At 70.5% G+C, this 12,534-nt stretch carries 11 protein-coding genes, 1 tRNA gene and 1 rRNA gene; 7 read left to right on the top strand and 6 right to left on the bottom strand.

Annotated features, from left to right (window positions below; genetic code table 11):
* Nucleotides 1–30 precede the first annotated feature (30 nt).
* On the top strand, nucleotides 31–1,044 hold the full coding sequence (locus J2X36_RS12650; RefSeq protein ID WP_310350117.1) for an adenosine kinase: 1,014 nt from the start codon (nucleotides 31–33) through the stop codon (nucleotides 1,042–1,044).
* Between the two features lie 13 nt (nucleotides 1,045–1,057).
* Here the strand turns inward: J2X36_RS12650 and J2X36_RS12645 are convergent, their stop codons facing one another.
* From J2X36_RS12645 to ubiG, 3 genes are read right to left on the bottom strand one after another with little or no spacing between them, the layout of a single operon-like run.
* Entirely contained in the window at nucleotides 1,058–2,032 is a 975-nt protein-coding gene (locus J2X36_RS12645; RefSeq protein ID WP_310350115.1) for an NADPH:quinone oxidoreductase family protein, read from the bottom strand.
* A gap of 60 nt (nucleotides 2,033–2,092) precedes the next feature.
* Nucleotides 2,093–2,665, bottom strand: a complete 573-nt coding sequence (locus J2X36_RS12640) for a YbhB/YbcL family Raf kinase inhibitor-like protein (RefSeq protein ID WP_310350113.1) — start codon at nucleotides 2,663–2,665, stop codon at nucleotides 2,093–2,095.
* 48 nt (nucleotides 2,666–2,713) lie between these two features.
* Nucleotides 2,714–3,484: a bifunctional 2-polyprenyl-6-hydroxyphenol methylase/3-demethylubiquinol 3-O-methyltransferase UbiG gene (ubiG, locus tag J2X36_RS12635; RefSeq protein WP_310350112.1), complete on the bottom strand. Its 771-nt coding sequence runs from the start codon at nucleotides 3,482–3,484 to the stop codon at nucleotides 2,714–2,716.
* 171 nt (nucleotides 3,485–3,655) lie between these two features.
* Between ubiG and J2X36_RS12630 the strand changes: the two genes are divergently transcribed.
* From J2X36_RS12630 to J2X36_RS12610, 5 genes are all read left to right on the top strand, one after another.
* A complete protein-coding gene (locus tag J2X36_RS12630) occupies nucleotides 3,656–4,891 on the top strand; it encodes an aspartate kinase (protein ID WP_132254451.1) in 1,236 nt (411 codons plus the stop codon).
* 74 nt (nucleotides 4,892–4,965) lie between these two features.
* Nucleotides 4,966–7,230 (top strand): phosphoenolpyruvate--protein phosphotransferase, encoded by a 2,265-nt coding sequence (gene ptsP / locus J2X36_RS12625; RefSeq protein ID WP_132254450.1) that lies wholly within the window; start codon nucleotides 4,966–4,968, stop codon nucleotides 7,228–7,230.
* 195 nt (nucleotides 7,231–7,425) lie between these two features.
* On the top strand, nucleotides 7,426–8,511 hold the full coding sequence (prfA, locus tag J2X36_RS12620) for a peptide chain release factor 1 (protein WP_310350110.1): 1,086 nt from the start codon (nucleotides 7,426–7,428) through the stop codon (nucleotides 8,509–8,511).
* Between the two features lie 7 nt (nucleotides 8,512–8,518).
* The gene (gene prmC / locus J2X36_RS12615) at nucleotides 8,519–9,427 is read left to right on the top strand and encodes a peptide chain release factor N(5)-glutamine methyltransferase (protein ID WP_310350107.1); all 909 of its coding nucleotides are present in this window, start codon (nucleotides 8,519–8,521) and stop codon (nucleotides 9,425–9,427) included.
* A 418-nt stretch (nucleotides 9,428–9,845) separates the two neighbouring features.
* Complete coding sequence (locus J2X36_RS12610; protein WP_310350106.1) at nucleotides 9,846–10,853, top strand: DUF4167 domain-containing protein; 1,008 nt, start codon at nucleotides 9,846–9,848, stop codon at nucleotides 10,851–10,853.
* Nucleotides 10,854–10,896: 43 nt separating this feature from the next.
* Here J2X36_RS12610 and J2X36_RS12605 read toward each other — a convergent pair whose 3' ends face one another.
* Complete coding sequence (locus tag J2X36_RS12605; protein ID WP_310350104.1) at nucleotides 10,897–11,736, bottom strand: hypothetical protein; 840 nt, start codon at nucleotides 11,734–11,736, stop codon at nucleotides 10,897–10,899.
* Nucleotides 11,737–11,820: 84 nt separating this feature from the next.
* Between J2X36_RS12605 and J2X36_RS12600 the strand changes: the two genes are divergently transcribed.
* On the top strand, nucleotides 11,821–12,015 hold the full coding sequence (locus J2X36_RS12600) for a YqaE/Pmp3 family membrane protein (protein ID WP_132254445.1): 195 nt from the start codon (nucleotides 11,821–11,823) through the stop codon (nucleotides 12,013–12,015).
* A gap of 65 nt (nucleotides 12,016–12,080) precedes the next feature.
* Here J2X36_RS12600 and J2X36_RS12595 read toward each other — a convergent pair.
* Nucleotides 12,081–12,157 (bottom strand) — tRNA-Met (locus tag J2X36_RS12595).
* 88 nt (nucleotides 12,158–12,245) lie between these two features.
* Nucleotides 12,246–12,361: ribosomal RNA gene (rrf, locus tag J2X36_RS12590) — 5S ribosomal RNA — on the bottom strand.
* Nucleotides 12,362–12,534 lie beyond the last annotated feature (173 nt).

Genomic DNA, 12,534 nt, shown 5'->3' with positions numbered 1-12,534 from the left:
GCTTCCCGACCGCCTGCGCAGGATGCCCAGATGACCGAACCCCTCGACCTCCTCGTCCTCGGCAACGCCATCGTGGACGTCATCGCCCGCACGGACGACGCGTTCCTCGCGGCTCAGGGCGTCCACAAGGGCGCCATGCAGCTCATCGACGAGGCGCGGGCGGAGGAGCTGTTCTCCGTGATGGGGCCGGCCACCATCGTCTCGGGCGGCTCGGGCGCAAACACGGCTGTCGGCGCGGCGCTGCTCGGGGCGAAGACCGGCTTCGTCGGGAAGGTCCGCGACGACGAGCTCGGCGGCCTGTTCGCTCACGACCTGAAGGCGACCGGGGTCCGCTTCGGCGTCGCCGCCGCGACGGAGGGGCCGGCGACCGCGCGCTGCTTCGTGCTCGTGACGCCGGACGGCGAGCGCACGATGAACACCTATCTCGGCGCCTGCCAGGGCCTCTCGCCGGCCGACGTGGACGAGGCCGCCGTGGGGCGCGCGCGCGTCACCTATCTCGAAGGGTATCTCTGGGACCCGCCGGCCGCGAAGGACGCCTTCCGCAAGGCCGTGAAGATCGCCCACAATGCCGGGCACGCCGTGGCGCTCACGCTGTCCGACGCCTTCTGCGTCGGGCGCTACCGCGAGGAATTCCTCGGCCTCATCCGCGACGGCAGCATCGACATCCTGTTCGCGAATATCGGCGAGCTGAAGAGCCTCTACGAGACCGAGGACGGCGACGCGGCGATCCGGGCGCTGCGCGACGAGCGCGACAACCACGGCCGCCACCTGCTGGGGCTCGTCACCCGCTCGGAGGACGGCTCGGTCGTCGTGAAGGGCGGCGAGATCCGCAGCGTCGGCGTCTCGCCGGTGCGCGAGGTGGTCGATTCGACGGGCGCGGGGGACCTGTTCGCGGCCGGCTTCCTGGCCGGGCACGCGCGGGGCCTCGACTACGTGTCGAGCGCCCGCCTCGGGGCCCTCGCCGCCGCGGAGGTGATCCAGCACATCGGGGCGCGCCCGCAATCGGATCTCGTCGCGCTCGCCCGCGAACAGCGGCTGCTCTGAGGGCAGCCGGGGCTCACGGCCTCACGAGCACCTTGCCGACCGCCTCCCGCCGCTTGAGGATGCCGAGCGCCTCCGCGTAATCCTCGAGCGCGTAGACGCCGTGGACCTTCGCAGTGAGGCGCCCCTCGGCGACCCAGTCGAGAAGTTGGCGCTGGTTCGCCTGATGGGCCTCGGGCTCGCGCTCGACGAACACGCCCCAGTGCACGCCGAGCACGTCGACGCCCTTGAGGAGCACGAGGTTGAGCGGCAGGCGCGGGATCTCGCCCGCCGCGAAGCCGACGACGAGGAAGCGGCCCTTCCAGGCGAGAGCCCGCAGGGCCGGCTCCGCGTAGGCGTCACCGACCGCATCGTAGACCACGTCGACGCCCTCGCCCCCGGTCAGCGCCTTGAGGTCGTCGCGCAATGTCTCCGGCTTGTAGACCAGGGTCTCGTGCGCCCCGTGCGCGCGGGCGACCGCGAGCTTCTCCTCCGACGAGGCGCAGGCGATCACCCGGGCGCCGAGGACCGCACCGAGCTCCACGGCGGCGAGCCCCACGCCGCCCGAGGCGCCGAGCACTGCCAGCGTCTCCCCCGGCCGAAGGCGAGCACGGTCCCGCAAGGCGTGGAGCGAGGTCCCGTAGGTGATGGTGAGCCCGGCCGCCTGCTCGTCGGAGACGCCGTCCGGCACGCGGGTGAGGTAGTTCGCGGCGACCGCGACGCGCTCGCGGGCCGTGCCGTACCGGACGTGCACGATGACCCGGTCGCCGACCGAGAAGCCCTCGACCCCCGGTCCCAGCGCCTCGATGACGCCGCAGGCCTCACCAGCGGGCGAGAAGGGCAAGTCCGGCTTCACCTGGTAGCGGCCTGCGATGATCAGCGTGTCGAAGAAATTCAACGCGGCGACCGTCACGCGCACCACCGCCTCGCCCGGACCCGGCTCCGGATCGGGCAGCGTCTCGATGACGAGATCCTCGGGTCCCCCGAGGCGTGTGCACAGCAAGGCCTTCATCGCGCGTCTCCGCCGGTCCGGCCGTGCTTGCCGGAATCGGTCGCGCGCAGCAAGCGGGGCTCAGCCCCGCGCGTAGGTTCCGGTGAGCCGGCCCTTCGCCAGGACGTGGCCCTTCATGGCGTCGAGGAGCGCGGTTCGGCCCGGCGAGGCCGGCAGGTCGAGGGTCTGGTCGAGGGCGTAGACCTGGAAGACATAGCGATGCGGCCCGTGCCCGTTCGGCGGGTCGGGCGGCAGGTACTGGTCTCTCAGGAAGCTGTTCCGGCCGAGGTTGAGGTGGACACCGGGCCCATTGGGACTCGCGATCCCGCCCTCGGGCAACGCATCGTCCGTTCCCGCAAGGTTCCAGACGATGAGATGGACGAGCGGGTTCGGCGTCGGGCTGTCCGCGTCCTCGATAAGGATCACGACGCTGTGGGCGCCCTGCGGCAGGCCCCTCCAGGCCAGGGGCGGCGAGACCCCGGCGCCGTCCTCCGTGAAGCGGGCGGGCATCGGCGCCTCGTCGGCGAAGGCCCTGCTCGACACGCTGATCGTGGCCGGAACGTCCCCGAAGGACGCGTGGTAGGCGGTCTTCTCCAGGCCGGCCTTGAGACCCGCGAGAGCCTCGCCGACCGCGTGCGGGATCTTCTCGAGCATCGACGCCTCCTGTGCCTTCCGGCATCAACGGGAGCCGACGCCCGAGGTTCAGGCGGGACGCTCGGCAGCGATCATGTAGTTGACGCCCGTGTCACGGCTCGCCCACCATGTGTCACCGAGCGGGTTGTAGACGACCCCCGTCGTGTCGGTGACGACGAGCCCGCCCGCCTCGACGGCGCGGGTCAGCTCGGCCGGCGTCACGAACTTCTCCCAATCGTGCGTGCCCTTCGGCAGCCAGCGCAGGACGTACTCGGCCCCGACGATGGCGAGGGCGAAGGAGCGCATCGTCCGGTTGATCGTGGCGGCGAACATCAGGCCGCCGGGCTTCACGGCCTCAGCCGCCTTGCGCACGAAGGCCGGCATGTCGACGACGTGCTCGACGACCTCCATGGCGAGGACGATGTCGAAGCGCTCGCCCGCGTCGACCACGGCCTCGATCGTCTCGGACCGGTACGCGACCGGCACGCCCTCGCTCTCCGCGTGAGCCCGGGCGACCCGGATGTTCTCGGCGGCGGGATCGAGCCCGGTCACCCGCGCGCCGAGCCGGGCCAGCGGCTCCGACAGAACCCCGCCCCCGCAGCCCACATCGACGAGGCTCAGGCCGTCGAGGGCGAAGGGCGCGTTCGGGTCGCGCCCGAAATGGCGGCAGGCGGCGTCGCGGATGTAGGCGAGGCGGACCGGGTTGAAGCGGTGCAGCACGCGCATCGGGCCGCGCTCGTCCCACCACGTGGCCGCGAGGGCATCGAAACGTGCGACCTCGTCGCGGTCGATGGAGGAGGCTCGGGCGGAAGCGCCGGAGGAGGCTTGGGAAACGGGCATCGGCTCCGCGGGATATCGGCGCCCGGAGATCGGGCTCTTGATTGACAGCTGGATGCACCCCTTGTACCCGCCGAAGCCCGGCCCGGTACAGCCGCAATGCGGCCCGGGCACTCGGACGTGCGCCTCGTGGCGCTCCCGGACAGGCCCGAAAAGAATCGACGCGGACGCGACATGCCCCGTTTGGTGATGAAATTCGGCGGCACTTCGGTCGCCACCGTGGACCGGATCCGCAACGTGGCGCGCCACGTCGCCCGCGAGGTCGCGGCCGGCTACGACGTCGCCGTCGTGGTCTCGGCCATGTCCGGCAAGACGAACGAGCTCGTCGGCTGGGTGAAGGACGCCAACACCCTCTACGACGAGGCAGAGTACGACACCGTCGTCGCCTCGGGCGAGCAGGTCACCTCCGGTCTCCTTGCCGTGGCGCTGCGCAAGGACGGCATCACGGCGCGCTCCTGGCAGGGCTGGCAGATCCCGATCGAGACCTCGGACGCGCACGGCTCGGCCCGCATAGCCCGGATCGACGGGGCGAACCTCGATGCCGGCTTCAAGCGCGGCGAGGTCGCGGTGATCTCCGGCTTCCAGGGCATCCACCCCGAGACCGGCCGCATCACGACGCTCGGGCGCGGCGGCTCTGACACCAGCGCCGTCGCGGTGGCGGCCGCCATCGGCGCGGAGCGCTGCGACATCTACACCGACGTGGACGGCGTCTACACCACCGACCCTCGGATCGTGCCGAAGGCCAAGCGCATGGAGCGCGTGACCTTCGAGGAAATGCTGGAGATGGCCTCGCTCGGCGCCAAGGTGCTGCAGGTCCGCTCCGTGGAACTCGCCATGGTGCACCGCGTGCCGACCACGGTGCGGTCGAGCTTCGACCCGCCGGACGCCGCCCGCCCCGGCACCCTCATCTGCGACGAGGACGACATCGTGGAACAGCAGATTATCACCGGCATCGCCTTCGCGAAGGACGAGGCGCAGATCACGCTCCGGGCGGTCAAGGACAGCCCCGGCGTCGCCGCCGCCATCTTCGGCCCCCTGGCCGATGCCAACATCAACGTCGACATGATCATCCAGACCGTGTCCGGCGACCAGTCGACCACCGACATGACCTTCACGGTGCCCGAGGCCGATTACGAGCGCACCCGCACGATCCTCGACAGCCAGCGCGAGACGATCGGCTACGGCCAGATCGAGGGCGCGACCGAGGTGGTCAAGGTCTCGGCGATCGGCGTCGGCATGCGCAGCCATGCGGGCGTCGCGGCGAAGGCCTTCCGGGCGCTCGCCCAGAAGGGCATCAACATCCGCGCCATCACCACATCTGAGATTAAGTTCTCCGTCCTCATCGACGCGGCCTATACAGAGCTTGCCGTTCGCACGCTCCACTCGCTATACGGCCTCGATCAGGCCTGAACCTCCGCGCTGGTGCGGCTGGCGCCCGAGTGGCGCTAAGGTTGCACCGGCCGCCAGGTTGGATTGACGAGACGATGCCCGCTGCGCCTGGAGGCCCGCGCCTGCTGCTGCGCCGCCTCCGCGAAGCGATGGCGGAGCCGGTCAGCGCACAGGCGCGCCTCGACCGCATCGTGGTCCTCATCGCCGCCAACGTCGTCGCCGAGGTCTGCTCGGTCTACGTCCTGCGCGACGACAACGTCCTCGAGCTCTTCGCCACCGAGGGCCTCAACCGGGAGGCCGTGCACCTCACGCGCCTGCGCGCGGACGAGGGCCTTGTGGGCCTGATCGCGCGCACGGCCGAGCCGCTCTCCCTCTCCGACGCGCAGTCGCATCCCGCCTTCTCGTATCGCCCCGAGACGGGCGAGGAGGCCTACCACGCCTTCCTCGGCGTGCCGCTGCTGCGCGCCGGGAACACGCTCGGCGTGCTGGTGGTCCAGAACAAGACCTACCGGGTCTATTCCGAGGAGGAGATCGAGGCGCTCCAGACCACCGCCATGGTGCTGGCCGAGATGATCGCCTCGGGCGAGCTGCAGAGCCTCGCGCCCGGGGCGGGGCCGGCCGGCCGGCGCCCGGTGAGCCAGCGGGGCGTCGCGCTCGCCGAGGGAATCGGCCTCGGCCACGTGGTGCTGCACGAACCTCGCATCATCGTGAAGACGCTGATCGCCGAGAATGTCGAGCGCGAGGTCGAGCGCCTGGAACGGGCGATCGGCGAGGTCCGCTCGGCGATCGACGATCTCGTCGAGCGGGGCGATTCCATCGGCACCGGCGAATCCCGCGAGGTGCTCGAGACCGTCCGCATGTTCGCGCACGACAAGGGCTGGCTGCGCCGCATGCGCGAGGCCGTGCATTCCGGCCTCACCGCGGAGGCCGCGGTGGAGCGCGTGCAGTCCGACAATCGCGCCCGGATGCTGCGCCAGAGCGATCCCTACCTGCGCGACCGCCTTCACGATCTCGACGACCTCGCCAACCGCCTGCTGCGCCAGCTCATCGGCTCGCAATCGGCCGAGGGCGCGGGCCACCTGCCCGAGAACGCGATCCTCGTCGCCCGCTCGATGGGCCCGGCCGCTCTGCTCGATTACGACCGCACCCGCCTGCGCGGCGTCGTGCTGGAGGAAGGCGGCCCGACGAGCCATATCGCGATCGTCGCGCGCGCACTCGGCATCCCCGCCGTCGGCGAGGTCGCCAACGCGACCGCCCTGTGCGATTCGGCCGACGCGATCATCGTCGATGGCGTCTCGGGCGAGATCCACGTCCGCCCGAGCCCGGAGGTCGAGGCCTCCTACGCCGAGATGGTGCGGCTGCGCGCCCGCCGGCAGGAGCAGTATCGCGCGCTGCGGGATGTGCCGGCGGTCACCCGCGACGGCGTGCGCATCGGTCTGCATCTCAACGCGGGCCTGCTCGTCGACCTCACGCACCTGCACGAGACCGGCGCCGAGGGGATCGGCCTGTTCCGCACCGAGCTGCAATTCATGGTGGCCGAGCGCATGCCGTCCGCCGTGGAGCAGCAGAATCTCTACGAATCGGTCTTCGCCGCCACCGGCGACAAGCCGGTCACGATCCGCACGCTCGACATCGGCGGGGACAAGATCCTCCCCTACATGCCCAAGCTCGAGGAGGAGAATCCCGCCCTCGGCTGGCGCGCCATCCGCATCGGCCTCGACCGGCCGGCCCTGCTGCGGGTGCAATTGCGCGCGCTGCTCAAGGCCTCTGGCGGGCGCCCCCTCAAGATCATGTTCCCGATGGTGGCGACGGTCGACGAGTTCGTTCGCGCCAAGGCGATCGTCGACCGGGAGAAGGCGCATCTGCGCCGCCACGGGCACCCGCTGCCGAGCGATTGCCGCCTCGGCGCGATGATCGAGGTGCCCTCGCTGCTCTTCCAGCTCGACGAGCTGACGAAGCATGCGGACTTCCTCTCGGTCGGCTCGAACGACCTCATGCAGTTCCTGTTCGCGGTCGACCGCGAGAACCGCCGCGTCGCCGACCGTTTCGACCCCTTGAGCGCACCGGCCTTGCGAGCCTTCCGCATCATCGCCGAGCGCGCGAACGCGGCGGGCTGCCCGGTCACCGTCTGCGGGGAGATCGGCGGGCGCCCCCTCGAAGCCATGACCCTGATCGGCCTCGGCTTCCGCGATCTCTCGATGTCGCCGGCGGCGATCGGCCCGGTGAAGGCGACGGTGCTCAGCATGGATGCCGCCGCCGTCGGCGCGCTGATCGAGGCGGAGCTCACGCGCAGCAGCGACGGCGAGAGCTTGCGGCCCGCGCTGACGGCCTTCGCCAAGGCGCACGGCGTGCCTATCTAGAGGCACCCCGCGGAATTCTCGCCCCGGCGCCACGGCGCGGAGGCAGCGCGGGGAGTTCCGCGGGGACGCCTGACCCCGCACATCGTCGGCTCGCTCCCCTGCCGCCGCACCCGTTCGGCGGCCGGCCGCCGGGCCCGGCCCGCGCCGAGCCACGTCCTCCCATGTCCCCTTTCAGGCGAGAGTATCATCCGGGCGATGACCCCATTCCCTCCCGACCGCCTCGACGCGATCCTGGCCCGCCACGACATCGCCACCGCGACGCTCAGCGCCGGTTCGGCCGACGCCGACACCTTCGTGCAGCTCTCCCGTGAACTCGCCGAGCTCGATCCCGTCGTCGCGGGCATCCGCGCCTATCGGGCCGCCGACGCCAATTTCCGGGGCGTGGTGGCGCTGATCGACGAGCCGGGCAGCGATCCCGAGATGCGGGCGCTCGCCGCCGAGGAGAAGCCCGAGGCCGAGGCCGCGCTGGAGGCCGCGCACCGGGCCCTTCAGCTGATGCTGCTGCCGAAGGACGCGGCCGACGAGAAGAGCGCCATCCTCGAGGTGCGCGCCGGCACGGGCGGGGACGAGGCGGCGCTCTTCGCGGGCGACCTCTTCCGCATGTACGCGAAATACGCCGAGGCGAAGGGCTGGAAGGTCGAGGTGATCTCGGAGAGCGAGGGCACGGTCGGCGGCTACCGCGAGATCGTGGCCGAGGTGAAGGGACGGGGCGTCTTCGCCCGCCTCAAGTTCGAGAGCGGCGCCCATCGGGTCCAGCGGGTGCCGGAGACCGAGACGCAGGGGCGCATCCACACCTCCGCGGCGACGGTGGCGGTGCTGCCGGAGGCGGAGGAGGTCGACATTGTCATCAACGAATCCGACCTGAAGATCGATACGATGCGTGCGCAGGGCGCCGGCGGCCAGCACGTGAACAAGACCGAATCCGCGATCCGGGTGACGCACCTCCCGAGCGGCATCGTCGTCTTCGTCCAGGAGGAGCGCTCGCAGCACAAGAATCGCGCCCGGGCGATGTCCCTCCTGCGCGCCAAGCTGTTCGATGCCGAGCGCACGGCCAAGGACGCGGCCCGGGCCGCGGACCGCAAGGCGCAGGTAGGCTCGGGCGACCGCTCGGAGCGGATCCGCACCTATAATTTCCCGCAGGCGCGTGTGACGGACCACCGCATCAACCTGACCCTCTACAAGCTCCCCGAGATCCTCGACGGGACGGCGCTCGACGAGTTGGTCGACGCGCTCGTGACCGAGCATCAGGCCGAGCTTCTCGCCGCAGAGGGCATGGCCTGAGGCCCCGATGAATCCGCCGCGCTTCGCGCCCGACCTCTCGCGCCGCGCCGCGCTGCGGCTCTTCGAACGGATCCTCGCGGCGTCCGGAAACGAGGGCGCGGTCAGCGACGCCCGCTTCCTCGTACCCGCCATCCTCGGGCTCTCGCCGCTCGACCTCGCGGCGCGGGGCGACGTGCTCGTCGGCGCTGAGGGGGCCGCCGCCCTCGACGCAGCCGTGGCGCGGCGCCTTTCGGGCGAGCCCGTGGCGCGCATCCTGGGGGCCTGGGAATTCTGGGGCCTGCCGTTCCGGCTCTCGAGCGAGACCCTGGTGCCGCGCCCCGACACGGAGACGCTCGTCGAGGCGGCCCTCGCGGCGCTGCCGGGTCGCGACGGCCCGCCCTCCCGGATCCTCGACCTCGGTACCGGATCCGGCTGCCTCCTCGTGGCGATCCTGAGCGAGGCGCGGGGCGCCTTCGGTATCGGCCTCGACCGCTCCGAGGCCGCGCTGCGGACCGCACGGGAGAATGCCCGGCTGAACGGCGTGGAGGCGCGGGCCGGCTTCATCCTGGGGGATTGGTGCGCGAGCCTGCGCGGCCCCTTCGACCTGATCGTCTCGAACCCGCCCTACATCGCGAGCGGCGTCATCCCGAGCCTGTCACCGGAGGTGCGCCTGCACGATCCGATGATGGCGCTCGACGGCGGAATCGACGGGCTCGACGCCTATCGGCGCATCATCGCCGAGGTGATGAGAGGCGATCTCCTGCGTGAGGAGGGCTCCCTCTGCTTCGAGGTCGGGCACGACCAGGCGGAGAGCGTTCGCGCCCTTGGGATCGGGGCGGGTCTTGAAGACGCCGCAATCCGGTACGATCTGGCAGGACATGCGCGGGTCGTGGCGCTACGCCGCAGTCCGGCAGGGGGCTCGCGGCGAAAATCCTAGGCCGATCATCGCGTTCGCATGAAAAAAAGCTTGTTGTGCCGGGTTCGAGCCGTTAATCTCCAGGGTGCAGATCGCGAACGGTCCGTTAAGTCGGGCAGCGGTAAGGTTGGCGACGATCCCTCCCGCCGAGCTGTTCCAGATCTCCTCACCACCGAGCAGGCGCGTTTCAGGTGTCGCGATGCGGCTCGGTGACATTCGAACCTGACAATCGAACGGCGTCTCGGACGCATGCGCAGGCCCCGATTGGACGGGACGGACCGCCAGCACGGCAAGCGGATCACGGATCACTCGGGACGGGCATCGTCCGTCGGCGAAGGGGTCCGGAGCGAAGCCTGCCGGATGCGACCGGATCAACAGACGCGCTTATCGCACGAATGAGGGTCAATCGAGACCGATGAGACCAAACCAGAATAGACGGATGCGTGGCCGCAACCGCCCGAAGGGCCCCAATCCCCTGACGCGGTCGTACGAATCCAACGGTCCCGACGTGAAGATCCGCGGCACGGCCCAGCACATCGCGGACAAGTACGCCCAGCTCGCGCGCGATGCGCTGGCGGCGGGCGACCCGGTCGCAGCCGAGAACTATTTCCAGCACGGCGAGCACTATTTCCGCATCGTCTCCGGTGCTCAGGAACAGAATCGCCCGCAGGCCGGCGCCGGCTATGCCCGCCAATCCTACGACGACGATCTCGACGAGGGCGACGACGAGGGTGTGCAGCAGGGTCCCGGCGGCTCCGGCCAGAACGGTCAGGGCTACGGCCAGTACGGGGACGAGTATTCCGACCCGGGCCAGCAGCCCCAGCCCTACGAGATGCGCCAGGACAACGGGCAGGACGGCCGCCAGCAGGACAGCCGCCAGAACCGGAACGAGCGGCGCGACCGCTTCCAGCCAAATCGCGGCGACCGTCAGCGCTACGAGAACCAGCGCTTCGACAACAACCCGCGGCAGGAAGGTCGGCAGGAGCACCGGCAGGATTACGGGCGCAACGAGCAGCCGCGCCAGGATTTCGGCCGTCAGGATCAGCCCCGCGAGAACCGTTACGAGAACGGCCGCGGCGATTATCGGCGCCAGGAGCCCGTGCGGCCGGACGCCCCGGCCCAGGACTTCCAGCCGCGCTCGAGCGAAGGCCCGTCCCGCCGGGAGCGTCGTCGCGACGAGGGCGCGCGCGCCGCGCCCGAGGAGCAGGCGAGCGCGCTGCCCGCGTTCCTCGTGAATCCGGCACGCACGCCCGTTCCGTCCGAGCCCTCTGCGGAGCCCGCCGCCAACGGGGTGGTGCCGCAGGCGGCCGAGAGCGCGCCGGAGGCCGGCGACGAGACGCCGCGCGCCGCCGCCAAGCCGCGTCGCCGCCGTCGGCCCCGCTTCGAGGGAAGCGAGGGGGCGGAGGGTGCCGAGAACCCGGCACCGGCCGAGTCCTCCGCGGAATGAGGTGATCCCGGCGCGCAAACCTGCGCCGGCACTCCTCGACCAATCAGAAGCCGTCTCCGTCGCGGGAGACGGCTTTTTCTTTGCCCGGCCCCTGGGATGCCTGCCGTCGCAGCGCCCTGTGCCAATCGGTGTAAGCCTGCACGCGATGGACGAGGCGCCTGTCCGCCGAGCTCTCCCCGAACGGCGCCAGATCCCAATCCCAGCATCGGTCCGGCGGCGGCAGCGCGACGCCGTGCATCAGATCGAGCCGATCGGTTTCGCGATCCTCGCGGTCGAGCTCGATCTCGACCGTGTCCGTGACGAGGCAGACGCGCGCCTTCGTCTGGCCGAGGGCGTCGAGATGGGCCGAGACGAGACGGCGGCCGAGATCCGGCGGCTCCGGCCATCCGCGCTCGTCGTACCAATCGAGCGGAAGGATCGGGACCTGCGACAGCAGGTTGGCGGAGATGACGAGGTCGACGTCCGGCCCCGAGCAGAGCGGGGTCACCGCATCGTGAAGATCGGTCTCGCCTCGAAGCAGGAGGGCCGCGCTCCCGCCGAGATCCCGCGCCACCCGCTCGACGTTCCGGTAGCGGCCGGCCGCACGGCGTGCCGGCCAGAGATGCACCGCATCGACGAGGCGAACTTGCGCGAAGCTCTCCGCCAGGGTCGCGAGCGGAATGTCGTCGAGGAGGCCGGATCCGAGCACGACGACCGTCCGCCGGCGCGACAGGCCGGCCATCGCCTCGCGGATGGCGGCACGCGTCGCCTCGAGATGGGGGCGCCAGGCCGTATGGCAGCGGCGCGAACGCGAATAGAGTGATACGCTCTCCCGCACGTAGCCGAGACGCCGGAACGCGAGGGGCGCCGGCGCCGTCAGGTACAGGACCCATTCCCTCAGCATGGGGGGCCGACCCGCGGCCGCCTGCCGGCCGGGCGATCGGCGACGGGGGTTTGGGAACAGGAACGGCCGAGCTTCGTTCTGGCCATGGACAAAGCCCCCTCCCCCGGAGATCCCGTGTCGAACATCGTCCGTATCCTGCTCGCCATCTTCCTGCCGCCGGTCGCCGTCCTGATCACGGAAGGGATCGGGCTGCAATTCTTGCTCAACATCCTTCTGACGCTGCTCGGAGGCATTCCGGGGATGATCCACGCGATCTGGATCATCATGCGGAATCGTTGAGCCGGCATCCGCACGGCACGAACGAAGAAAGCCCGCCGCAGGATCTGCGACGGGCTTTCTCAATTTGGTTGCGGGGACAGGATTTGAACCTGTGACCTTCAGGTTATGAGCCTGACGAGCTACCGGGCTGCTCCACCCCGCGCCGGGGCCGGTCCTGTCTGGGACCGGCCGTGGTGTCGATCGTGTCGAGGGAACGTGTGTTGTGTTGGTGTGTGTTCTGCTGTTGGCAGGCCTGGCGGCGACCGACTCTCCCGTGTCTTGAGACACAGTACCATGGGCGCTGGTGCGTTTAACGGCCGAGTTCGAGATGGGATCGGGTTTTGTGCGCACCGCTCGAACCACCAGGCCGGCGGACAGCAGCGTTCGGCAAGCGTTGCGGCGGGCTGCGCAGGGAATGCCTGCCGCGGCTCGTCTCTCGGGTCTTTGTGTGTGTGTTGGCTGTGCGAACATGGATCACGGGAGCGATCAAGTTCAATCGAGCGATTAGTACCGGTAAGCTCAACGCGTCACCGCGCTTGC

This window comes from Methylobacterium sp. BE186 (assembly GCF_031457035.1).
Lineage (GTDB): Bacteria > Pseudomonadota > Alphaproteobacteria > Rhizobiales > Beijerinckiaceae > Methylobacterium > Methylobacterium segetis.
Note: the sequence above shows the minus strand (reverse complement) of the source record. Positions and strands in the feature narration are given on the sequence as shown.

What these genes read in the sequence shown, in the direction of transcription:
- J2X36_RS12650 (WP_310350117.1), top strand. Translation starts at nt 31, where the DNA reads ATGACCGAACCCCTCGACCTCCTCGTCCTCGGCAACGCCATCGTGGAC.
- J2X36_RS12645 (WP_310350115.1), bottom strand. Translation starts at nt 2,032, where the DNA reads ATGAAGGCCTTGCTGTGCACACGCCTCGGGGGACCCGAGGATCTCGTC.
- J2X36_RS12640 (WP_310350113.1), bottom strand. Translation starts at nt 2,665, where the DNA reads ATGCTCGAGAAGATCCCGCACGCGGTCGGCGAGGCTCTCGCGGGTCTC.
- ubiG (WP_310350112.1), bottom strand. Translation starts at nt 3,484, where the DNA reads ATGCCCGTTTCCCAAGCCTCCTCCGGCGCTTCCGCCCGAGCCTCCTCC.
- J2X36_RS12630 (WP_132254451.1), top strand. Translation starts at nt 3,656, where the DNA reads ATGCCCCGTTTGGTGATGAAATTCGGCGGCACTTCGGTCGCCACCGTG.
- ptsP (WP_132254450.1), top strand. Translation starts at nt 4,966, where the DNA reads ATGCCCGCTGCGCCTGGAGGCCCGCGCCTGCTGCTGCGCCGCCTCCGC.
- prfA (WP_310350110.1), top strand. Translation starts at nt 7,426, where the DNA reads ATGACCCCATTCCCTCCCGACCGCCTCGACGCGATCCTGGCCCGCCAC.
- prmC (WP_310350107.1), top strand. Translation starts at nt 8,519, where the DNA reads ATGAATCCGCCGCGCTTCGCGCCCGACCTCTCGCGCCGCGCCGCGCTG.
- J2X36_RS12610 (WP_310350106.1), top strand. Translation starts at nt 9,846, where the DNA reads ATGCGTGGCCGCAACCGCCCGAAGGGCCCCAATCCCCTGACGCGGTCG.
- J2X36_RS12605 (WP_310350104.1), bottom strand. Translation starts at nt 11,736, where the DNA reads ATGCTGAGGGAATGGGTCCTGTACCTGACGGCGCCGGCGCCCCTCGCG.
- J2X36_RS12600 (WP_132254445.1), top strand. Translation starts at nt 11,821, where the DNA reads ATGGACAAAGCCCCCTCCCCCGGAGATCCCGTGTCGAACATCGTCCGT.